The following is a 23,580-nucleotide window of genomic DNA, read 5'->3' as shown; positions in this document are numbered from 1 at the left end:
ACCATGACCACTCAGACCCCGCCGACGACGACGCCGGCGCCCGAGGAGGGCTTCCGCTTCCGCGACCTCGGCAAGATGATGGGCGGCGGCCAGTCCACCAGCCGTCAGTTCGGGATCCTCGGATCCCTGGTCGTGATCATCATCATCTTCCAGATCTGGACCGGCGGGCTGACGCTCTCGCCCGGCAACCTGATCAACGTCGTCAGCCAGTACTCCTACATCCTGATCCTCGCGATCGGCATGGTGATGGTCATCATCATGGGCCACATCGACCTGTCGGTCGGCTCGGTCGCCGCGTTCGTCGGCATCATCGTGGCGCAGTCGATGGCGAACTGGCACTTCCCGTGGTGGGCGGCGATCCTCCTCGGCCTGGCGCTCGGCGCCCTGGTCGGCGCCTGGCAGGGTTTCTGGGTCGCGTTCGTGCGCGTGCCCGCGTTCATCGTGACTCTGGCGGGCATGCTGTTCTTCCGCGGTGCCAACCAGTGGTTCGGCCAGTCGACCTCGGTCGCCGTGCCCGCGGACTTCCAGTGGATCGGCGCCGGCTATCTGCCCGAGCTCGCCGTGCCCCTCGCCTTCAACGTGCTCACGATGGTGCTCGCGCTGCTCGCGGTGGTCTGGGTCGTCGTCTTCGAGGTCTTCCTGCGTCGCTCGCAGCGCAAGGCCGGCACCGAGGTCGCACCGGTCTGGGTGAGCGTCGTCAAGGTCGTCATCCTGTCCGCGCTGATCCTCGTCGCTGGCTGGCTGTTCGCCACCGGCCGTCCGGGCACGAGCTTCCCGATCTCCGGCGTGATCCTGCTGCTGCTGGTCATCGTCTACACGTTCGTCACCCGCAACACCGTGTTCGGCCGCCACCTCTACGCGGTCGGCGGCAACCGTCAGGCCGCGCGCCTGAGCGGTGTGAAGGACCGCTGGACCGACTTCTTCGTGATGATGAACATGTCCGTGCTCGCCTCTGTCGCCGCCATGATCTACGTGGCCCGTGCGACGGCCTCCGGCCCGCAGGACGGCAACGGCTGGGAGCTCGACGCGATCGCCGCGGTGTTCATCGGCGGCGCGGCCGTCTCCGGCGGCATCGGCACCGTGATCGGATCCATCATCGGTGGTCTGGTCATGGCGTTCCTCAACAACGGCATGGCGCTGCTGGGCTTCGGCGCGGACGTCGTCTCGATGGTGAAGGGCCTCGTGCTGCTGCTCGCGGTCGCCGTCGACGTCTGGAACAAGCAGCAGGGCCGCCCGTCCCTGACCGGTTTCATCACCCGACGGTTCTCCCGCGCGGAGGAACCTTTCAGCACCACCGCTCCCGGCAGCGCGAGCGGCAAGTAAAAGAGGTCCGGGCCGTTCGCGGCACGATCCTGCATTCACCTGAGATGCACACACCAAGAGAGAAAGAGATCCCAATGAAGAAGATCCTCCTTTCGGCGACAGCGGTCGTCGTCGCGGGTGCCTTCGCCCTCACCGGCTGCTCGTCCGAACGCGGCGGAACCCCCGCTTCGAGCGGTGCGGCAGCGAAGGGCTTCGCCGCCGACGCCAAGATCGGTGTCGCCCTGCCGGACAAGACCAGTGAGAACTGGGTGCTCGCGGGCAAGCTGTTCACCGACGGTCTGACCAAGGCGGGCTTCAAGCCCGACGTGCAGTACGCGCCGGCCAGCAACACGGTCGCCGAGCAGCAGAACCAGATCCAGGCCATGGTCACCGGCGGTGCGAAGGTCATCATCATCGGGGCGAAGGACGGCAAGCAGTTGTCCACCCAGGTCAAGGCGGCGCACGATGCCGGCGCGACCGTGATCGCCTACGACCGCCTGATCGAGAACACCGACGCGGTGGACTACTACGTCGCGTTCGACAACTTCAAGGTCGGCCAGCTGCAGGGTCAGGCCCTGCTCGACGGTCTCGCCAAGCGCGCGGGTCACCCGGCGCCGTACAACATCGAGCTGTTCTCCGGATCCGCCGACGACGCGAACTCGGCGGTCTTCTTCAAGGGCGCGATGGATGTGCTCGAGCCGAAGATCAAGGACGGCACGCTCAAGGTCGTCTCGGGTCAGACCGAGATCACCCAGACCGCGACCGACGGCTGGAAGGCGGAGAACGCGCAGCGCCGCATGGACGCGCTGCTCACCGCCAACTACAGCTCCGCCACGATCGACGGCGTGCTGAGCCCGAACGACACCCTCGCCCGCGCCATCATCACCTCGGTGCAGCAGGCCGGCAAGCCCGTCCCGGTGGTCACCGGTCAGGACTCCGAGGTCGAGTCCGTGAAGTCGATCATGGAGGGCGTGCAGTACTCCACGATCAACAAGGACACGTCGCTGCTCGTCGCCCAGGCGATCAAGATGTCGCAGGAGCTGCAGAAGGGCGAGAAGGTCGACGTCAACGACACGAAGTCGTACAACAACGGCGTCAAGGTCGTCCCGTCGTTCCTGCTCGCGCCGGTCATCGTGACCAAGGACAACGCCGCCGAGGCGTACGCCAACGTCCCGAACCTGCTCGACGTCGTGAAGTCGTACAACAAGTAAGTTCCTGCACCAGGCAGGGAGCTGAGGAGGGCCGCGCGGTTGCACCGCGCGGCCCTTCCTCGTTCCGGGGACGGGGCCCGAGACGGCGGCGATCGGATGCGCCTAGGCCACGTCGGGTCGGACTCGTCGTCGCAGCGAGCTCGCCGCCGTCCGTGTCGCGCGTGCGGCGCGGCGCAATGCCGCGCGCGGTCGCGTCGCCGATCCCCATCGCCAGCCCTTCGCATCGGCGAACTCGACCAGCTCGACGTCGTTCGGCTCCTCCGATGCCAGCAGCTCGACGTAGTAGCGCGCCCGCTGCGCCAGATACGGTTCGCGTCGGAACACGTGCGGCACGAACTCCTCGAGACGGCCCGCCACCTCGAGGGTCAGCATGGTGCGCATGCATTTCCAGCAGCGTGAGCAGTTCGTCGTCCGCGCCGGGTCGGGATCGATGCACACGTCGAGGTATCGCGCGTGGGGCGTTCCCGCGAGGGCGAGCGTCCTCTCGATGCGGGACAGGCCGGAACCGGTCGATTCGAGCGTCAGTGCGGGGGTCGACAGCAGCGGGAACGTCATGGCGCCCGCCAGGCCGATGTCGCCGTGCAGCGGCGGCATCCGCACGTTCCGGTAGGCGCCTTCGGATGCGTGGTACGAGCGTCCGACGCCCCCGTTCAGCAGATGCACCGCGGCCGCATTCCGGAACGTGGCCGTCTCCATGAACCCCATGTGCGGGTAGTGCACCGCGATGTTGCTGTCGACGCGGAGGAACGGAAGACCGAGATCGGCGGCGAGGGGCGCCAGCGCCCGGTAGCGCGTCTCCCACAGTGCGCCACCGCCGTCGCCGTGGGCCCCCACGTTGTTGTTCAGAAGGTGCGTGATCCGCATGCCGGACGGCACGCCGGGGCGGAGGGCGTACTCCATGAGCGTCGCGAAGCTGTCCACGCCCCCGGAGAAGCCGGTCACGACTCCGGCCGGGGCGGATCCGGCGGGGAGGACATCATCCGCCGTCACGGCGACTCTGCGGTAGCCGGGATGCACCGATCGGACGAGCGGCTGAAGGTCGTGGTTCAGCCGGTGCAGCAGGCTGTCGGTGACCGTCCCGCCCACGTGGAGGTCGCGCCCGTACCGCATCGCCGGAAGCAGAAGGGCGACGGCGACGTGGTCGGCTCGATCTCCGAGGATCGCCTCGTGCTCCCCGGCGACCGAGAACCACAGCGGATCCGCTCCCTCGATGTCTGCGGACACGCGCACCTCTCCGCTCCCGTCGCGGATCCGGCGGGGCGCCGCGGTGAGCAGGTGAGGCAGGGGATCGAGCGCCACACCGGAACAATACCGATCCCGCACCGCAGCGTGATACCGATCCCGCACCGCAGCGTGATAGGAGTGAGGGGACTCCGCGCGAGTGCATCATCATCCGTGGTCCGCGCGCGGCTCCGACTAGACTGGGCGGCGGATCGACGTCGCTCCACCACCCCACTTCCCTCTTGAACAAGGAGCACCCTGTGGCACTGATCGAGGCTGTAGGCGCACGCGAGATTCTCGACTCCCGTGGCAACCCGACCGTCGAGGTGGAGGTGCTCCTCGACGACGGCATCGTGCAGCGCGCCGCCGTGCCGTCCGGTGCGTCCACCGGTGCCTTCGAGGCGTACGAGCTGCGCGACGGCGACAAGAGCCGCTACGGCGGCAAGGGCGTGCTGAAGGCCGTCGAGGCGGTCATCGACGAGCTCGGGCCCGCGATCGAGGGCGTCGAGGCCAGCGAGCAGCGCATCATCGACGAGATCCTCATCGAGGTCGACGGCACCGACAACAAGAGCCGTGTGGGTGCGAACGCGATCCTCGGCGTGAGCCTCGCGGTCGCCAAGGCCGCGGCCGACTCGGCAGATCTGCCGCTGTTCCGCTACCTGGGCGGCCCGAACGCGCACCTGCTGCCCGTTCCCCTCTTCAACGTCATCAACGGCGGCTCGCACGCCGACAACGGCATCGACATGCAGGAGTTCTTCCTCGCCCCGATCGGCGCCGACAGCTTCTCCGAGGCGCTGCGCTGGGGCACTGAGGTCTACCACGTGCTCAAGGGCGAGCTGAAGGCCGCGGGCTTCGCCACCGGCCTCGGCGACGAGGGCGGCTTCGCCCCCGACCTGCCCAGCAACCGCGAGGGCCTGGAGTTCCTGGTCAAGGCGATCGAGAAGGCCGGCTTCACGCCGGGCGCCGACATCGCGCTGGGGCTCGACGCCGCCGCCACCGAGTTCTACAACGACGGCGTGTACCGCCTCGACGACAAGGACTGGGACGCCTCCGCGCTCACCGACTACTACGTGGGCCTGGTCAAGGACTTCCCGATCGTCACGATCGAGGACGCGCTGGCCGAGGACGACTGGGACGGCTGGAAGGGCCTCACCGAGAAGCTCGGCTCGGCGATCCAGCTCGTCGGCGACGACCTGTTCGTCACCAACCCGGAGCGCCTGCAGAAGGGCATCGACCTGGGTGTCGCCAACTCCCTGCTGGTCAAGGTGAACCAGATCGGCACGCTGTCCGAGACGCTCGACGCGATCAGCCTGGCGCACCGCTCCGGCTACACGACGATGCTCTCGCACCGTTCCGGCGAGACCGAGGACACCACCATCGCCGACCTCGTCGTCGCGGTGAACTCGGGCCAGATCAAGAGCGGCGCGCCCGCTCGGTCGGAGCGCGTCGCCAAGTACAATCAGCTTCTGCGCATCGAGGAGGAGCTGGGCGATGCGGCGGTCTTCGCCGGGCGTTCCGCCTTCCCGCGCTTCAAGGGCTGAGCGGCACATCCGCACATTGCTGGTCTTGTCACCGGCCAGGGGCCGCTGACGGCCTGTCTGGTCATCGGGCCGGTGGCTGATCGATACGGAGGAGGAGTCATGACGACACGTCGGACTCCTCCTTCGTCGTCCGCCCCCGCTGCCTCGGGAGTCCGCGCGGCGGGACGCGCCGACCGGCCCGCTCCCGACCGGGCCGTCGACGTGCGGAGCTGGGTCGGCGGCATCCGGCTCAGCGGCTTCATGGTCATCATGCTGTCGCTCGTCGTGCTCGGCGCGTGGGTGCTCGTGCCCACGCTCGGCACCTATCTCGACCAGAAGCAGCGGATCGCGGCCCTGGAGCACTCGGTGCAGGTCACGCAGAAGCAGATCGACGATCTCACCGCGGAGCGCGAGCGCTGGAACGACCCGGCGTACATCACCGCGCAGGCCAGGGAGCGCCTGTTCTACGTCAAGCCGGGCGAGGTCGTCTACCTCATCGACAACGACATCGATCCCGCCGCGCAGCCCGTCGAGCAGGCCGCCGTCAGCGACACCGCGCAGGTGAAGTCGTCCGACTGGGCGGGCCAGCTGCTGCGCAGCGTGACCGGGGCGGGCCTTGCCAAGACCGCCGCGGGCTCGGCCGCGCGCTGAGGCGTCCCGCAGGCGGACCCCGTACCCTGGAGGGGTGACCACGCCGCCCTTCGCCCCGCCCACCGACGCCGAGATCGCGGTCGTCTCCGCACAGCTCGGCCGCGACGCCAGGGGAGTCGTCGGGATCGCCGCGCGCTGCGTCTGCGGCAACCCCACCGTCGTCGCGACGCTTCCGCGACTGGCCGATGGTTCGCCGTTCCCCACGTTCTACTACCTCTCGCACCCGGCCGCGGCCGCCGCGATGTCGACCCTCGAGGCCGAGCACGTGATGCCCGAGCTCGCCGCGCTGCTCGAGGAGGAGGACGCCGCAGCCGCCTATCTGCAGGCCCACCAGGCCTACCTCGCCGACCGCGCGCAGTACGGCGACGTCCCCGAGATCGCCGGAGTCTCCGCCGGCGGCATGCCGACCCGCGTGAAGTGCCTGCACGCCCTGGCCGGCCATGCCCTGGCCGCGGGGGAGGGCGTCAACCCGATCGGCGACGAGGCCCTGCGGCGGGCGCGATGGTCGCCCGAGCGCTGCGAGTGCCTGGAGCCGGGAGCCGCCCTGGGGCGGTGAACCGAGTCCGATGACGTCGACCACACGCATCCTGAACGCCCGGCGGATCCGCTCCGCCGTGGCGGTGCTCGCGCTCGCGCTCGTGGCGCCGCTCGCGATCGGGGCGACCCCGACGCCCAGTCCGACCGACCCCGAGCGCACGGCGGAGTACTGGCTCGAGGGCGCGCACATCGACGCCGCGTGGAAGACCACCCGCGGTGCGGGTGTCACCATCGCCGTCATCGACACGGGCATCGCCAAGGGGCCGGCCCCGTTCGAGGGTGCTGTCACCGACGGCACCGATGTGTCCGGCATCGGATCCGACGACGGCCGGACGCCGCTCGGGCCGCTGGACAGCGATCACGGATCCCGGGTCGCCTCCTTGGCCGCGGGCAGGCCCAAAGCCGACGGCACCGGCATGATCGGCGTCGCGCCCGAGGCGAAGCTGCTCTCCATCTCGCTCGGATTCGGAACCACGGCGCCGGTGCCGTTCACGAAGCAGGTGGCGGATGCGATGAAATGGGCCGTCGACCACGGCGCCGACGTGATCAACCTCTCGTTCACCACGAACACGCTGGAATGGGACCGCAGCTGGGACGATGCGTTCCTCTACGCCTTCCAGCACGATGTCGTCGTGGTGGTGGCCGCGGGCAACCGCGGCAGCGGCACGGCCATGGTCGGCGCCCCCGCGACGATTCCCGGCGTGCTCGCGGTCGGGGGAGTGGATCAGCACGGCGTCGCCAGCAAGGCCGCCTCCACGCAGGGCATCTCGATCGCGGTCTCGGCCCCCAGCGAGTCGCTGCTCGGCGTCGATGCGAACGGATCGATCGAGACCTGGAACGGCACGAGCGGCGCGGCCCCCATCGTGGCGGGCGTGGTGGCGCTCGTGCGTGCGGCGCATCCGGACATGGACGCGAACAACGTGATCAACCAGATCATCCAGACCGCCCGTCCGGCGCCGCAGATGACGGCGCATCCGGATCCGCTGTACGGCTACGGGCTGATCGACGCGGCCGCCGCGGTGACCGCGTCGCTGCCGTCGGTCGATCAGAACCCGCTCGGCGACCTCGCCGACTGGATCCGCCTCAACCGCCGCGCCGAGGCTCCCGCGCCTGCCGCGCCGACCTCGACGCCGGTCGCGATCCCGCCTCTGCCGGAGGCCGATACCCCGACCAAGGCCACCTCGCCGCTGATCCCCAGCCCCGATTCGCTGCTGTACGGTACCCTCCCGCTCGTGGCGCTCACCGTGCCTGGTATCCTGATAGCGCTTGGCGTCACCGCTGCTGCCCGGCGCATCCGTTCGGCGCGCGCATCTGCACGCCAAAATCCCGATGACTGAGGAGTAAGCCTCCGTGACTGAGAGCACCGTGGCAAAGAGCGCTGCCGCGCCCAAGATCCTGATCGTGGGCGGTGGTTACGCCGGCTTCTACACCGCGTGGAAGCTCGAGAAGCATCTCCGCAAGGGCGAGGCCGAGGTCACGATGGTGGACCCGCTGCCGTACATGACCTACCAGCCCTTCCTGCCGGAGGTCGCTGCCGGGTCGATCGAGGCGCGGCACGCGGTCGTGGCCCACCGCCGCCACCTGAAGCGCACGAATGTGGTGACCGCCAAGGTCACCGGCATCGATCACGCGAACAAGGTCGCCACGATCACGCCGTCGCAGGGTGAGCCGTACGAGTTCGCGTACGACCAGATCGTCGTGACCGCCGGTGCCGTCTCGCGCACGTTCCCGATCCCCGGCATCGCCGACAACGCGATCGGGCTCAAGACCATCGAAGAGGCCGTCGCCGTGCGCGACAAGCTGCTGTCGAACTTCGACAAGGCCGCCTCGATCCCCGCCGGACCCGAGCGCGACCGCCTGCTCACGGTCATCGTCGTCGGCGGCGGATTCGCCGGCATCGAGGCGTTCGCCGAGCTGCGCTCCTTCGCATCGTCGCTGATCGCGAAGTACCCGCAGCTGTCGTTCGAGGACACGCACTTCCACCTCATCGAGGCGATGGGCCGGATCATGCCCGAGGTCTCGCTGAAGACGAGCGAGTGGGTGCTGAAGGACCTCGCCAAGCGCGGCGCGAACGTGCACCTGGACACGCAGGTCAAGGGTGCGGTCGACGGCAACGTCGAGCTCTCCACGGGCGAGGTCATCCCGTCCGACCTGATCGTGTGGACCGCGGGCGTCATGGCCAACCCCACCGTCGTGCGCGGCGGTGACCTGCCGGTCGAGGAGCGCGGCCGCATCCAGACCCGCGCCGACCTGCGCGTGGGCACCGCCGACGCCTTCGTCGAGGGGGCCTGGGCCGCCGGTGACGTCTCGGCCGTCCCCGACCTGTCCGGCGGCGGCGTGGGCGGCATGTGCGTGCCGAACGCGCAGCACGCCGTGCGCCAGGCCAAGCTGCTCGCGAAGAACCTCGTGGCGGTGCTGCGCGGCGAGACGCCGAAGGACTACTTCCACAAGAACCTCGGCGCGGTCGCCGGCCTCGGCCTCTACAACGGCGTCTTCCAGTCGGGCAACCTCGCCCTGAAGGGCTTCCTGGCCTGGATCGCGCACCGCGGCTACCACGGCCTCGCGATGCCCTCGTGGGAGCGCAAGTGGCGCGTGCTGTGGGGCTGGTGGAACAACCTGTGGCTCGGCCGCGACATCGTCGGCCTCGAGGCCGTGCAGACGCCGCGCGCCGTTTTCGACGAGTTCGCCGCCCGTCCGCGACCGGCCGCCGAGGCCGCTCCGGCCGCAGTCGAGAAGGCCAAGGAGACGGTCGGCGCCGCCAAGTAGGCCCCGTCTCGTTCAGAACGCCCCCGGATCCTCGTCACAGAGGAACCGGGGGCGTTTCGCGTCTGCAGCGGCATCGCGGCGCGAAGGCTCCGCAGGAAACGCCGTCGGAGCTGGGTGTATGTCCTCGCCGGCATGAGGGCGGATCTCGCGAGGGACGCGCGAATCGAGCACACTGCGGACTTCCGGAATTTTGGGTATTGACGCGGGAGCTTCAGGGCGAGTACCACTTGTCTCGGTATCCGCGTGGGGGAGCGCGCCTACCAGTTCTACGGAGCTGTGGCGTTCTACGGAGCTGGAGGTCTTGGTGTCGACCAGGACGGATGACAGGGGGCGGCGCGCGTCGGATCTTCCGATCGTGCGCAGCTGGCGCACACGCGCCGTGGCGCTGGTCGCCGCGTTCGCGACCGCGCTCGTCATGTCGTTCCCGGCGAGCGCCTCGGCCGTTCCGCCGGTGGCGGCACCCGCCTCGGCCCCGTCTCGGACCGCTCCCGCGACCATCGGCCTCGCTGCCGACGGCGCGAACAGCCGTGCCCGGCTCGAGGGTCTGATCGCACAGCAGCAGTTCTCCGCCTACGCGGATGCGCTGGCCGCCTACCTCGCCGAGAAGGCCGCATACGAGGCCGCACTGCAACAGGCGCAGGTGGACGCCGCGAGCCAGATCGCCACGGTCTCGGACGCAGGGACGGTGACGACGGGCACCGTCGAGGCGACGACGAGCGACACCGGCACCGTCGTGACCGTGACTCCCGCCGCGACGCCGGTGGCGACGGACCCCGCGCCGTCGAACCAGGGGTCGCAGATGCACTGCGTGCGCAGCACCGATGGCAATTCCGTCACCTGCAGCTCGGGCACGCCTGCCACCGGCTCCACAGGAGCCGGGTCGACGGGCACGGGATCCACCGGGTCCACGGGTACCGGGTCGACGGGCACGGGATCCACCGGCTCCACGGGTACCGGGTCGAGTGGAACAGGAACGACGAACACCGGGTCCACCGGCACCGGATCGACGGGCACGGGTTCGACGGGGACGGGTTCGACCGGCACCGGATCCACCGATACGTCCTCCGGAACCTCAGGGACGGGAACCGGCAGCACGAGCCCGACTCCGGATCCCTCGCCGTCGCCGATCATGGCCGACTCCGCGCCCGCCACCCCGGTGGACGCCGCCGCGGCGCTCACCCAGGACCAGCTCGACTCCGCGGTGGCCCAGGCCCAGGCCGAATGGCAGGCCGTCGACCCGAACGCGGACTTCTCCGGATTCAGCGCGACGGTCGGCGACCTCGACCCGGGATGGCTCGGCAGCGAGGACTCCGGATCCGTCATCATCGACGCGCACGCCGCGGGATGGGGCTGGGACGTGACGTTCCCCGGCGACCCCGCCTCCGCGCACATGGACCTGCTCACGGTGGTCCGCCACGAACTCGGGCACGTGCTCGGTCTCGGGCACACGCCCGGCACTGTGATGACCCCCTCGCTCTCCGCCGGCGAGAGCTACGGCGTCGACGCGTCACTGCTTCCGGCCCCCGCGCCGGCCCCCGCGCCGGCCGCGGACCCCACGCCCGCGCCCGTCGCCGGCCCCGCCGTCGACCCGGCACCTGTCGTCGACCCCGCGCCTGCCCCCGCCCCGGCCACGGACCCGACGTCCGCGCCGGCCGGTACCGCGACTCCCGCCGTCGCCACCACCACGAGCGATGCGAACGCGTCCGTCCCGGCGACCTCCACGACCGCCGGCACCACGCCGATGACCGCCGCGTCGGCCGTCAACACCCCGGGGCCGGTCCTCTGGAGCGTGCAGCTGCCGACCGGAACCGGAACGCTCGCTTTCCACGCCGACGGGACGGTCAGCTTCACCAGCGCGGCAGGCACCACCTCGACCAGCTACGCCGGCCTCACCGAGATCGACGTGCAGGGCGGGCACGACGACACTCTGGTCGTCGATCGCGGCGCGGTCGATCCCGCGCTCACCGTCCGGTTCGACGGCGGTGACGGCTACAACACCCTGAACTTCGCGGGCACGGCGGCCAGCACGGTTTCCCGGCCTCTCGACCAGCACTCCGGCACCGTGGTCCTCGACCGCACCACCGTGATCTACTCGCGCATCGCACCGATGAGCATGAACACCTCGACCGACGTGGCGTTCGACCTGGGCAGCGCGGATGCGACTTGCACGCTGTCGCCGTCGGCGACGGCCGGCAGCATGAACATGAACTGCCCCGGGGCCGCCGAGGTCACCGACTTCGTCATCCCGACGAGCTCGCTGACCATCACCGGCACCGGCAACGACATCCTGCATCTGCAGGGCGCCCTGAACCTGGCCGCGGCCAATCTGACGGTCGTGTTCCGGCAGATCCTCTTCGACAGCGGCATGACGCTCACCGCAGGCGACGTGTCGTTGACCGCGACGCAGACCGTCACCGGCGGACTCTCCAACGCCCTCTCCTGCCTGGTCAACGCAACCCTCGCGACGCACTGCGCCGATACGTCGATCGGCTTCACGAACGCGGCGATCACGGCGAACAGCCTCACCGCGACGGCCAGCTCCACGGTCACCCCCGATTCGTTCTACGGGATCATCGTGAGCGATCATGCCGCGGTGACCGTGCAGGGCGGCTCGATCCACACCACCGGAGCGCTGTCCCTGTCGGCGACCGCGACCGTGCCGGACTTCACGGCGAACAAGAAGTACACGGACAACCTCCTCCTCGACGCCGGGGCGACCGTCTCGGTGAGCGGATCCGCACAGCTCACCAGCGGCTCGACCGCCACGTTCACGACGACCTCCGATGTGCACGGCACGGCGAACCCGCAGGTCGACAGTGGCAAGAGCGAGGGCAGCGCGGGCGGCGACGGCAGCACGGCCCAGCAGGATGCGGCCGTGGCCACGGTGACCGTATTCAGCAACGCGCTGACCACCCTGACCGGCACGGCGACCCTGTCCGCCACCGGCGCAGCTGCCCTGCACGCGAACAACCACGTGAACGTGGTCGCGACCGGCGACGCCACCCCGGCGAACAGCGGCGCCGGCATCGCCGTGATCATCGTCTCCCAGAACACGACCGCCTCGATCGACTCGACCTCCGGCACGGCGATCACCGCGGGCGGGTTGACCGTCGCCGCGGACAGCGACAACACCGCGACCGCGACCGCGCAGACCAGTCCGAAGGGCTCGACCGGCAACGACAAGGGCGTCAACGACCCGAGCAGGGCGAACGGCCAGGCGCAGTCCGCCGACGGCCCCGCGGGCGGCACCAGCGGCAGCAACACCGGCATCGCGGGCGCCCTCGGCGTCGTGGCGCTCACCGGCGGCACCCACGCCTTCATCGCCCCGACCGCGGGCGCCCTCGTGATCACGACGACCGGCGGCACGCAGACCGTGCATGCCGCGGCGACGAATGTGGACGCGGCATCGGCCTCCGGTGGCAGCGCGGACGGATCCGGCGGCATCGGCATCGGCATCGCCGTGAACGTCGCGACGTTCACGACCGAGGCGTACGTCGGCGGCGGCGCCACCCTCAACGCCTCCGGCGTCACGGTGGAAGCGGTCGCCCCGGGACAGTCGCAGTACGCAGCGACCGCTCAATCCGGTGCCGCCGGCGGCGGCTCGGTCGGCGTCGCCGGCTCGCTCGCGGTCAATGTCGCGATCCTGAAGACTCTTGCCGAGGTGCGTGGAGCCCCGACCGTCAACGCGGATCTCACCCTGACCGCCGGCTCGAACGTGCGGGACCGTACGGACGCGACCTCCAAGAAGGACGGCACCGGCAAGTCCATCGGCGTCGGAGCCTCGATCTCGATCGACATCGTCGAGGACAGCACCAACGCCGGCGTGGTCAGCGGCGCGACGCTCGCCGGGGCTCACGGCCTGACCCTGAACGCGACGGGCGCGAGCGACAGCGGCACGACGGCGAAGAGCGGTGCCAAGGGTGGCGGCAGCCTCACCTTCACCGCCGTGGTCGCCCTCAACGTCGACAACGTCTCCACCTCGGCGGGGATCGCGGACGGCGCGGCCCTGCACACGACCGGCGCGATCGCCGCGCACGCGAGCCAGACCGCGAAGGCGGTCACCACGGCCACCGGCGCGACCGACGGCGGTGACCTCGCGATCGGCGCATCGTTCGCGATGACCCTGGCCAAGCACCGCTCCGACTCCTCACTCGCCCGCAACGCCGTCGCCGGCGGCGGCGACGTGAGCTTCCGGGCCGACGACGCGAGCGACACCGACACCGAGGCCACCGCGAGCGTCGCGGGCGCGAAGGGCGAGCAATCCGCGAGCGACCCCAGCGGCGACACGACCACGGTGAACGGCAAGGGCGACAGCCAGGCCGGCTTCGCCAACGGGCGTTCGACTGCCAACGGCGGCAAGGGTAGCCGCTCCACGACGCCGGCGGCGAAGTCCGGCGACGGCGCCGGCGGCAGTGGCGGCACGTCGATCAGCGTCGCGGCGGCGATCGCCTTCAACATCGTCGACTCCACGTCGACGTCGCAGCTCGCAGACGGCCAGTCCGTCACCGCGACGGGCGGCCAGGTGACCCTGGCGACCACGAACACCACGCACGCCAAGGCGATCGCGACCGGCACCGCGAGCACCGGTTCGTCGCTCACGATCGGCGCGGCCGTGGCCGTCAACCTCGCGAACATCACGAACCAGGCATCGATCGGCGTCGGCAGCACCGTCACCGCACTGAACGGCCTGATCCTCACGGCACTGACGAACACCGTCCCGAACGCGACCCACACGATCGACGCCGAGGCCACGGCGGGTGCCTCCAGCTCCGACGGCACCCTGGGCCTTGCCGGCGCCTTCGCCATGAACCTGCTCAACGAGAAGACGATCGCGGCCGTGTTCGCTTCGCCGGCGGGCGGCGGCGGGGTGCACATCACCGGCGTCGGCGACGTCGTGATGACCGGCACCTCGTCGGGCAGCAGCACCACCAAGGCGGCCGCCCAGCAGGAAGGCGGAGCGACCGTGGGGATCGGCGCATCCGTCGCGCTCAACCTGGTCAACAACGACGTCTTCACCGGCTTCGACCTGAACAGTTCTGCGGCCAACGGCCCCCCGGTCACCGGAGCGCGCAACATCACGCTGAACTCGACCAACGCCGATGCGCTGACGAACGAGACCGACGCGGGTGGCAAGGGCGGCAATGTGACCGTCACCCCCTCCGTCGCGGTATCGATCGCGAACGAATCGTCGCAGGCTGCCCTGGGGGCCGGGCCCACCATCCAGGTGACCGGAACCATCACGGTCGGCGCCACCTTCACCGGTGCCGTCGACACCACCGCCAAGGGCGACACCACTGTCGGATCCACCGCCGGTATCGGCCTCTCGCTGGCCCTCGCCGTCGTCAACCACACCGTCGACGCGCACACCGACCGCAGCCTGCAGGCGGGCGACGCCATCGGGTTCACGGCCACCGGCAGCTCGCAGACGAGGAGCGAGGCGGAGGCCTCCGCGAGCGGCGCCTCGGACGACGGCCAGGACACGAATAGCAAGGCCGATGACAACCTCGGCAACGCGAACAAGACGCAGAAGGACAACAACGCCGCGGGCAAGGATTCGGGCAAGACCTCGACCCCGAAGACCGGCACCGCCGACGGCCAGGACAACAGCGGCGGATCGAGTTCTCCGTCCCTGTCGGTGGCCGCGGCACTCGCGATCAACATCGTCACCACCGTCAGCACCGCGACCGTCGCCGATGGCCTGAGCATCACGGCAGGCGGGGTGCTCACCCTGAAGAGCTCGGCGCACACCGACTCCTCGGCGCACGGCAAGGGCGACACCACCGCGAAGGCGGCCGTCGGCGTCGGCGCGGGCGTCGGCGTCAATGCGGTCGACATCACGAACCGGGCCTCCACCGGCGCCACCACGATCGTCGCGACCGGCCTCGACGCCGAAGCCGGCATGACGGACATCGCCGACCCGGACAACCACGACGTGCTGCGGCACTGGAACGGCACCTCGTGGGACATCATCGACCGCGGCAAGGACCTGCCCGGCCCGTACGCGGGGGAGTACTTCCGGCTCACCGCCGACGACGGCTCGAACGGCAAGGGCGTGTACCAGTACTCCGCCGGCGGCAGCTGGGGCAGCGCGGTGGTCGCCGGGGCCGTGCCCGAACAGGGCAAGCTCGACGATTGCGCGCACGCCTCCACCCCGGCCTTCTGCGTCCTGACCGCGCCGAACGCCGGCCACCCGCAGGGCAGCCTTTACCGCTGGGACGGCTCCGCCTGGCAGTACGCCGGCGACCAATCGGGCGAGAAGCTGCCGACCGACGGGCCGAAGGACAAGGACTACTACCAGCTCACCGCCGACGACGGGCTCGGTCACACCGCGGGCCTGTATAGGTTCGCCAGCGGCGGGCACGCGTGGAGCTCGCTGGGCAGCACGTTCGACCACGGCATCGACCTGCCGGGCTCGCCGACCACCGACCAGATCTTCCGCCTCGACGAGCACGAGTTCGAGGCGCAGGCCGAATCCGGCGCGGGCGACTCGACCACGATCGGCGTCGCCGGATCCGTCGCGATCAACATCGTCAAGAGCCGCACCGAGGCCGTCATCCCCGCCGGTGCGTCGATAACGCTCAGCAGCGAGGATCTCACGCTGAAGAGCCGCAGCACCGAGCGCGACGCGGCCAAGGCGACGAGCAAGGCCGAGGCCGGCGACTCGGTCGGTGTAGGCGCCTCGGTCGCGATGAACATCCTCGCCGGCCAGGATCCGGTGACGAACCTCCCGGCGAACCGGGTGCGCTCCGAGGTCGCGAACGGCGCGACCATCTCGGGCGGCCGCAACGTCGAGATCGAGGCGAAGGGGTGGCGGCAGATCTCGACTGAGGTCGAGGCCGGCACGAAGACCAGCGGCGACAACCCTGCGATCACCCCGGCCGTCGCGCTCGTCGTGAGCAACCACGAGACCGTGACCGCCCGTCTCGGCACCGGAACCGCCCTGACGGTCGCGGGCACCGTCACGGTCAGCGCCGAGCACACGAACGAGGTCGACACCTCGGGCAAGGCCGAGGCCGCGAGCAAGGACGTCGCCGTCGGCGCCATCGTCGCCCTCAACGTCATCCTCGACTGGAACACGCTCGCAGCGGTCGACCGTTCGATCAGCGGCACCTCGGTCACAATCGAGGCGACCTCCGAGCTGGCCGACGCGGCCAACGCCACGGCGAGCGCCCGCGGCAGCAGCGACGGCGACAACGACTCCGACAAGAAGTCCGACCAGCAGATCAAGGACAACCCGAACGCGTCGGGCGCGACCGCCGGAAAGAGCACCCCGAAGTCGAACGACCAGACCACCTCGGCGAACAGCAGCTCGAGCGGCAAGACCGGCCAGAGCGGCGGCGGCACCGGCATCGCCGCGTCGATCGCCTGGAACTGGATCGAGGCGACCAACGAGGCGCGCATCGGCGGCGGCATCACGGTGACCGCCACGGGCGGCGCGGTGAAGGTCAGCGCGTCCGATCTGACCGGCAACACCGCGAAGGCCATCAGCACCGCGTTCGACCTCACCTCGGGCAGCACCGAGATCGGCGCCGCGGTCGGCTTCAACTACCTGAACCTGGCCAACAAGGCGCACGTGCTTCAGGGCGCCACCGTGACCGGAGCCGGCGTCACCGTCGAGGCGATCACCCCCACCGGCAAGCACGACGACTTCATCATCTGGGCGTTCGCCGCCGCCGGCGGCAAGTCCGGCACCAGCTTCGCCGCGTCGGCGGGCATCAACGTCCTCAACCTGTACACGGCGGCACGGATCGGCCAGGGCGCCACCGTCACCTCGACCGCGGGCATCGACGTCAACGCCGTCACCGACATGCGCCTGCTGAACCTCGCGCTCTCCGGTGCGCTGTCGACGAGCGGCAAGGGCATCGGCGGCGCGTTCGCCGTGAACATCCTGCCCGCCGTGTCGACGGTCGCCTCGGTGTGCTCGGGGACGGATCCGACGACGGATCCCGACTGCACCGGCTCCTCCGCCGTGACGACTCTGCAGGCGTCCGGCGCGATCGGGGTCACCGCGCACCAGACGTATGCCCCGCTCGCCCCGAGCACCGGCAACAGCACGATCGACAGCCACCTGCCGGCGTTCTCGTCGTTCGCGCTCGGCGGCGCGGTCGGCGGCGACGGACTCGCCGTGAGCGCGACCATCGTGGTGGACGTGCTCCTGTTCGACACCGAGGCGTACATCGGCGACAGCGCGAAGGTCAACCAGACCACGACGGGCGACTCCGGCCAGTCCGTGACCGTCTCCGCCCAGGACGACACGAACATCGTGGACGTCTCCGGCGGGCTCGCCCTCAGCGGAGGATCCGCGTCGGTCGCCGGATCCATCATCGTCCTCGTCATGACGAAGGACGTGAAGGCGCGGATCGGGGCGGGCGCGAAGGTCGCCGCGGGCGGCGGGGTCGCGGTCACCGCGGTCTCGACCGAGAACCTCCTCGAGATCGTCGTCGGCGGCAGCGCCTCCGACTCGAGTGCAGCGGTCGCCGGCACCTTCGCCGTCATCGTGATCAACCCGGGCGACCACGCCACCTCGGCGACCATCGGCGACAACGCGGTCGTGCACGCCGGCGGCAACATCGCCGTGACGGCCTCCGACCACGCGGACAAGCTCAGCATCGCCTCCGGCAACGTCGCGATCTCCACGAGCAGCGCCGGTGTCGGCGCCTCGCTCGCCCTCCTCGTCCGCAACGGCGACGTGGTCGCGACGATCGGCGACCACGCGGACATCGAGGCCGACGGCGCCACCGGGCTCACGGTCTCCGCCACGCAGGTCGGGGACATCCTCCTCGTCGCGGTCGCCGGCGCCGGTGGCAACAACGCGGGCGTCGCCGGATCCGTCTCGATTGACGTGCTCACCGACGTGACCACCGCCGGGATCGGCTCCAGCACCACGGTCAACTGCATCGGCGTGGGCTGCACGAACTCGAGCGCGCACACCTCGCAGTCGGTCGCCGTCACCGCGTCCGACACGACGACGATCCTCGCGCTCGCGGGCGCCGTGGCCGTCGGCGGGACGGCGGGCGTGGGCGTCGGCCTCGACGTCGAGGATCTGCACAAGACCACCTCCGCGACGATCGGCTCGTCGTCCACGGTGCACGCCAACGGCGACGTCGTCGTCACCTCGACCTCGAGCGAGGACATCACCTCGATCTCGGCGGGCGTCTCGGCCGGCGGCACGGCCGCGGTCACGGTGAACGCGGCGGTCCCCGTGATCAGCGTGACGACGACGGCCGGGATCGGATCCAGTGCGAACGTGCGGGCCGGCGGCAACGTCGTCGTCTCCGCCGACGAGGCCTTGAGCCTGTTCGTCATCGCGGGCAACATCAGCGTCGGCGGCACGGCCGCGATCGGCGCCGGCGTCGCGGTGCCCGTCGTCACCAAGACCACCAACGCGACGATCGGGTCCTCCGCGATCGTCACCGCTCTCGGCGGCGCCACCACGCACGGCACCGTCAACACGGGCGGGTACAGCACGTCCGGCGTGGACACCCGGTTCGACCCGCGCGGCTACCAGGGCAACTACCCGGGAGGCCCGCTGCCGAACGCCCCGACGCCGCAGGGCCTCATGCTCGACGGCACCACGATCAACCTCGGCTACACGCACAACTTCGTGGAGGGTCAGCAGGTCGTCTACGACGCGGGCGGTGGCAAGCCGATCACGGGTCTGTCCGACGGTGCGACCTACTTCGTCCACCTGGTGAACGGATGCGGCACGTGCATCCAGATCCGCGGGCCCAACGCCGACTCCCCGATCATCACCGGCATGTCCCTGCCCTCCGGGATGATGAGCGAATCGCAGCGCTTCATCCCGACCAACACCCCGGGCGCCGCGGGCGACGATGCGCCGCGCTTCAACGCCGGCGTCGACGTCGGCTCGAATTACATCGTGCTGCCGTACGACCCGAACGCCGCGAACGGCGACCCGGTCGTCTACAGCGCCGGCGGCGGCACCCCCATCGGCGGACTCGTGGATGGTGCGACCTACTACGTCGTCGACCACACCCCGAGCCACTTCCAGATCGCCCGCACCAAGTGCGAGGCCACGCTGAACGCCGACGACTGCGCGCACGACGGCATGGCCGTCCCTGGCGCGACCGTGCCGATCACCTTCGGCTCCACAGGCAGCGGCCGCTCGCACAGCTTCGTCCGCTCCGGTCAGCTCCCCGGCGCCGACGGCCGGCAGACCGGCCCGCAGACCATCACGACCGGCACCTCGTCCGGGTTCTCCGGGGTCGCGGTCACCGCGACCAACAGCGACTACATCGCCTCGCTCGGCGTCTCCGCGGGCGTGGCCGGAACCGTCGCGGTGAACCTGTCCGGATCCATCTCCGTGCTGACCGTGCACACGATCGCGTCGATCGGCGACCACGCCAAGATCAACTGCGCGAGCGCCGCGTGCGCGGCGAACGACGCCGCCGCCGGATCCGGCCAGTCGGTGCGGGTCGCCGCCGGCAACAACTACCGCACGCTCGGCCTCGCCGCCTCCGTCGCGGTCAGCGGCACGGCGGCGGTCGGTCTGTCCGCCGCGGTCAGGGTCGTCGAGCTGCATGCCGACGCCTACATCGACCACGACGCGACCGTCAACGCGCGGCACGACATCGAGGTCGTCTCGCACACGAGCGACGCCGTCGTCTCGGTCAACCTCGCCGCGGCGGGCGCCACGATCGGCGTCGCCGGCACGGTGGGCGTCACGGTGCTGAAGACCTTCACGAACGCGTACACGGGCAACGCAGTCACGCTGCGCTCCGACGGCAACATCGCCGTCCTCGCCTCCGACGACACGTCGCTGATCCTCGTCACCGCGTCCCTCGCCGTCGGCTGGGTCGGCGTCGGCGTGGGCGTCGACGTGGTCGTGGCCACCAAGAGCACCCAGGCGCACCTCGGCACGAACAACACCGTCGTCGTCAAGGGCACCGGAGCCGGATACGGCTGCCCGAGCACCGGCGAGGCCTGCATCGACAACGGCTCGATCGCGAACGACTCCTTCGGATCGCAGACGGTGCACGGACTCGTCGTGCAGGCCGGATCCACCGAGAAGCTCTTCGGCATCGTCGCAGGACTCGCGGCCGGGTTCGTCGGCATCAGCGGCAACGTCGGGGTGAGCATCCTCACGGTCGGCACGGGCGCCTGGATCGACGACGGAACGACCGTGAACCAGGGCTCCGGCACGATCCTCGGCGGCGTCGCGGCGAACCAGTCGGTGACGGTCAACGCGACCGATCGCCTCGACTCGCTCACCTTCGCGGGCGGCGTGGCCGGCGGGTTCGTGGGCGCCGCGGGCGGCATCGACATCGGCGTCGCGAACGTCAGCGTGACCAGCTACCTCGGCACCGCCGACGTCTGGGCGAACGGCGCCGTCGCCGTGAACGCGCTCGCCATCAAGCACGTCTCCAGCTACGCGGTGAGCGTGGGCGGCGGATTCGTCGGCCTCGCCGGCGCGGTGTCGGTCTGGTCCATCGGCACGACCCCCACAGACCAGTACAACTCGGACGCGAACGGCCCGCAGCGCGGCGCCTACTCGTCGGCGAACAGCTACACGACCGGCGACGTGGTCACCGACTCGGGGCACACCTACGTCGCCCGCAAGAACAGCGACCCCGCGCACGTGCACACGACCTCCGACGCGGCGTACTGGGAGCTGTCCGACCCGAAGAGCGCCGCCACCGGCGACAGCGGGGCCATGTCGGCACAGGATCAGGCCGACGGCACGGCCTCCGGATCTGGCGACGGCTGGGGCAGCGCACTCAGCGGCACCGCGGCGCAGAAGGTCGCGAACTACCAGGCCGGCCACGCCTACAAGAACGGCGTGATCGTCACCGACGGCAGCGGGCACTACTACCAGGCCAACGTCGCCTTCACCTCCGGCGCGTCGATCGCCGCGGACGGCACGAAGTGGACCCCGATCAACGCCCCTTACGCGAGCTACGTGTACTCGGGCGGCGACCGCGCGAACCAGGGCCTCGTCGCGGCATCGCCGGGCGGATCCGTCACGGCCGACACGTTCCACCCGACCGTCGGTCACCCGGCACCGCCCGCGGGCACCTCCGCGACCATCTACGGCACGGTGCACTCGATGCTGTCCGACGTGCAGGTCACCGCGGACGACCGCCTCGACGTCGTCGCCCTCGCGGGCGCGGCGAGCGTGGGCCTCGGCGCCCTCGGCGCCGGCATCTCCGTTCTCACGATCGGCCTGCACACCGACGCGGGCGTCGCGAACACCGCCAGCGTCTCCGCCGCCGGCATCGTGGGCGTGCACTCGAACCTCACCGAGAACGTCACCGACATCGCCGTCACCGGATCCGTCGCCGGCATCTCCGTGACGGGCCAGATCGTGGTGCTGAGCGACACCAGCTCGCAGGCCGCGCACATCGACACCGGTGCGAGCATCCCGAAGGCCGGCACGAGAATCGACGTCACGACCCTGGCGACCCGCACGATCACCGCCTACGCGGTCGGCATCACCCTCGCGGCCGGCGCGGTCGGCGTCGCGGTCGCGGTGCTGAACCTCAGCGGCGACACCACCGCCACGATCGGCGACGTCGCGATCGGATCCGGCGGGGCGATCGGCGGCCTCACCGTCACCGCGACCGATCACGTGTCGCCGAACGTCCTCGCGGTCTCGGCGCAGGGCGGCATCCTCGCCGGCATCAGCGGCATCGTCGCGATCCTGAACTACACCGGCACCACCCGGGCGGCCTCCGCCGCACACGGCACGGTCACGATCGGCGGCACCGGCGTCACGGTGAGCGCCACCGGGACGCGCACCGACATGACCCCGGTCGCCGTGAACATCTCGACCGGTGCGCTCGCGGTCGGCTTCACGCTGCTGATCGCCTCGAGCGGCCGCCACACCGAGTCGGAGCTGGGCGGCGACGTCACCACGAGCGGTGCCGTGGACGTCGAGACGAATGCGAGCAACGTCGTGACGGCCTGGACTCCGGGCGTCGCGGTCGGGGCTGCCGCGATCACCGCGATGATCCCGATCGCCACGATCTCCGGGCACACGACGGCCGAGCTCACCGGCCGGGTGGGCGGATCCGCGAGCGTCACAGTGCACGCGAGCGGCGAGAACCACGCGAAGGCGGAGGTCGACATCCTCGGCATCGCCGGTCTGTCGCTCAACGTCGGCGTCGCGAAGGCGACCATCGCGGACGGCGCCGACATCGCCGCCACCGTGAGCTCGGACGCCTCGATCGCCTCGGGCGGTACGGTCACCGTGACCGCGGACATCCACGGGACGAACACCCGCAACGAGGCGATCGCGATCGGCAAGAACCTGAGCGCCGGATTCGTCGGCGCGGGCGCCGTGTTCGCCGCGCAGGCCCTGATCGGCGGCGCCGTGCACGCCGAGCTCTCCGGCAGCGTGACGGGCTCCGCGAGCGTCGCGGTCAGCGCGATCGGCGCCAACCGGGCCGAGTCGCAGCTGCTCGTGGTGAGCGTGGGCGGCCTCGCCGGGGTCTCCGTGAGCCTGGCCGACGCCGAGATCCGCGCGGCCGCGAAGGTCGAGGCCGTCGCCGTCTACGCGGGGGCTGCCCGCACCATCACGAGCGCCGGCCCCGTGACGTTCGACGCCGAGTCGCACGACACCGCCTACACCAAGACGCAGATGGGCTCGGGCGGCGGCCTCGTCGGCATCAGCGTCAGCGTGCCGACCGCGGACGTCGCCGCCGCGACCACCGCCTCGGTCGACATCGGCGTCGACGCAGCCTCGCTGTCGGTCACCGCGGACGGCACGAACAACGCCTCCTCGGTCACCGACATGCTGAGCATCGGCGGACTCGGCGCCGGCGGCGCCAACGACGCGCACGCGACGATCCAGTCCTCGGCGCTCGTCACCGCCGCCGTCGGTGCGCACAGCACGGTCACCCTGACGGGGGCCGCGATGATCAGCGCCGTGAAGAAGAACACCGTCGTCGCCACCACCAGCAGCGTCAACGCCTCGCTCGTGATCAGCGTCGGGATCATCGGATCCACCGCGGCCGACCACGGCGGCAGCACCGCGACGTTCGGCGGCGAGCTCGTCACCGGCAGCCAGCTCACCGTCCAGACCGACGCGACGGATGCGACGACGACCACGCTCGACATCGTCTCGGTCTCCCTCGTCGTCGGCGTCTCGGTGGTCTCCGCGACCGGCGCCATCGACGGCACCGACGCGGCCACGCTGGGCGGATCGACGAACATCCACAGCCCCGGTACCGCCATCACGGTGCACGCGGGCCGCGGGGCGATCACGCTCACCAACGTCACCGGCGGCGCGGGCGGCATCCTCGGATCCGGCACGGACATGAAGGCGATCGCCACCGTCGGCGGCACGGTCTCGGCCTCCGTCGACGACGGCGCGACCGTCGGCACCGTGTCGGGTCGGCCAGGGTCCCTCG

General features: G+C 70.6%; 9 protein-coding genes (1 of these 9 cut by a window edge). 8 read left to right on the top strand and 1 reads right to left on the bottom strand.

What is annotated here, in order from left to right; all coding sequences use genetic code 11:
- The first annotated feature begins 3 nt into the window (after nucleotides 1-3).
- Both mmsB and AC1DCT_RS05640 read left to right on the top strand, forming a co-directional pair.
- A complete protein-coding gene (gene mmsB / locus AC1DCT_RS05645; protein ID WP_440734741.1) occupies nucleotides 4-1,323 on the top strand; it encodes a multiple monosaccharide ABC transporter permease in 1,320 nt (439 codons plus the stop codon).
- 74 nt (nucleotides 1,324-1,397) lie between these two features.
- The gene (locus tag AC1DCT_RS05640; RefSeq protein WP_440734622.1) at nucleotides 1,398-2,513 is read left to right on the top strand and encodes a substrate-binding domain-containing protein; all 1,116 of its coding nucleotides are present in this window, start codon (nucleotides 1,398-1,400) and stop codon (nucleotides 2,511-2,513) included.
- Between the two features lie 102 nt (nucleotides 2,514-2,615).
- Here the strand turns inward: AC1DCT_RS05640 and AC1DCT_RS05635 are convergent, their stop codons facing one another.
- Nucleotides 2,616-3,812 carry a hypothetical protein gene (locus AC1DCT_RS05635; RefSeq protein WP_477427925.1) on the bottom strand — a complete coding sequence of 399 codons (1,197 nt, stop codon included), beginning with the start codon at nucleotides 3,810-3,812 and terminating at the stop codon, nucleotides 2,616-2,618.
- 182 nt (nucleotides 3,813-3,994) lie between these two features.
- On the opposite strand from AC1DCT_RS05635, the gene eno reads away from it, so the two are divergent.
- The 6 genes from eno to AC1DCT_RS05605 all read left to right on the top strand — a co-directional run.
- Nucleotides 3,995-5,275: a phosphopyruvate hydratase gene (eno, locus tag AC1DCT_RS05630; protein WP_477383872.1), complete on the top strand. Its 1,281-nt coding sequence runs from the start codon at nucleotides 3,995-3,997 to the stop codon at nucleotides 5,273-5,275.
- Nucleotides 5,276-5,374: 99 nt separating this feature from the next.
- Entirely contained in the window at nucleotides 5,375-5,905 is a 531-nt protein-coding gene (locus AC1DCT_RS05625; RefSeq protein WP_440734619.1) for an FtsB family cell division protein, read from the top strand.
- Nucleotides 5,906-5,939: 34 nt separating this feature from the next.
- On the top strand, nucleotides 5,940-6,461 hold the full coding sequence (locus tag AC1DCT_RS05620) for a DUF501 domain-containing protein (protein ID WP_440734618.1): 522 nt from the start codon (nucleotides 5,940-5,942) through the stop codon (nucleotides 6,459-6,461).
- A gap of 10 nt (nucleotides 6,462-6,471) precedes the next feature.
- On the top strand, nucleotides 6,472-7,779 hold the full coding sequence (locus tag AC1DCT_RS05615; protein ID WP_440734617.1) for a S8 family serine peptidase: 1,308 nt from the start codon (nucleotides 6,472-6,474) through the stop codon (nucleotides 7,777-7,779).
- Between the two features lie 13 nt (nucleotides 7,780-7,792).
- Nucleotides 7,793-9,208 carry an NAD(P)/FAD-dependent oxidoreductase gene (locus AC1DCT_RS05610; RefSeq protein WP_477229451.1) on the top strand — a complete coding sequence of 472 codons (1,416 nt, stop codon included), beginning with the start codon at nucleotides 7,793-7,795 and terminating at the stop codon, nucleotides 9,206-9,208.
- A 355-nt stretch (nucleotides 9,209-9,563) separates the two neighbouring features.
- Nucleotides 9,564-23,580, top strand: the beginning of a protein-coding gene (locus tag AC1DCT_RS05605) for an Ig-like domain-containing protein (RefSeq protein WP_477427923.1). 16,103 nt of this gene lie beyond the right edge of the window; 14,017 of the gene's 30,120 nt are visible here — the first part of the coding sequence; it begins with the start codon at nucleotides 9,564-9,566; the stop codon falls past the right edge of the window.

It is taken from the genome of Microbacterium sp. 10L49, assembly GCF_056395125.1.
This window is presented reverse-complemented; position numbering and strand designations above follow the sequence as displayed.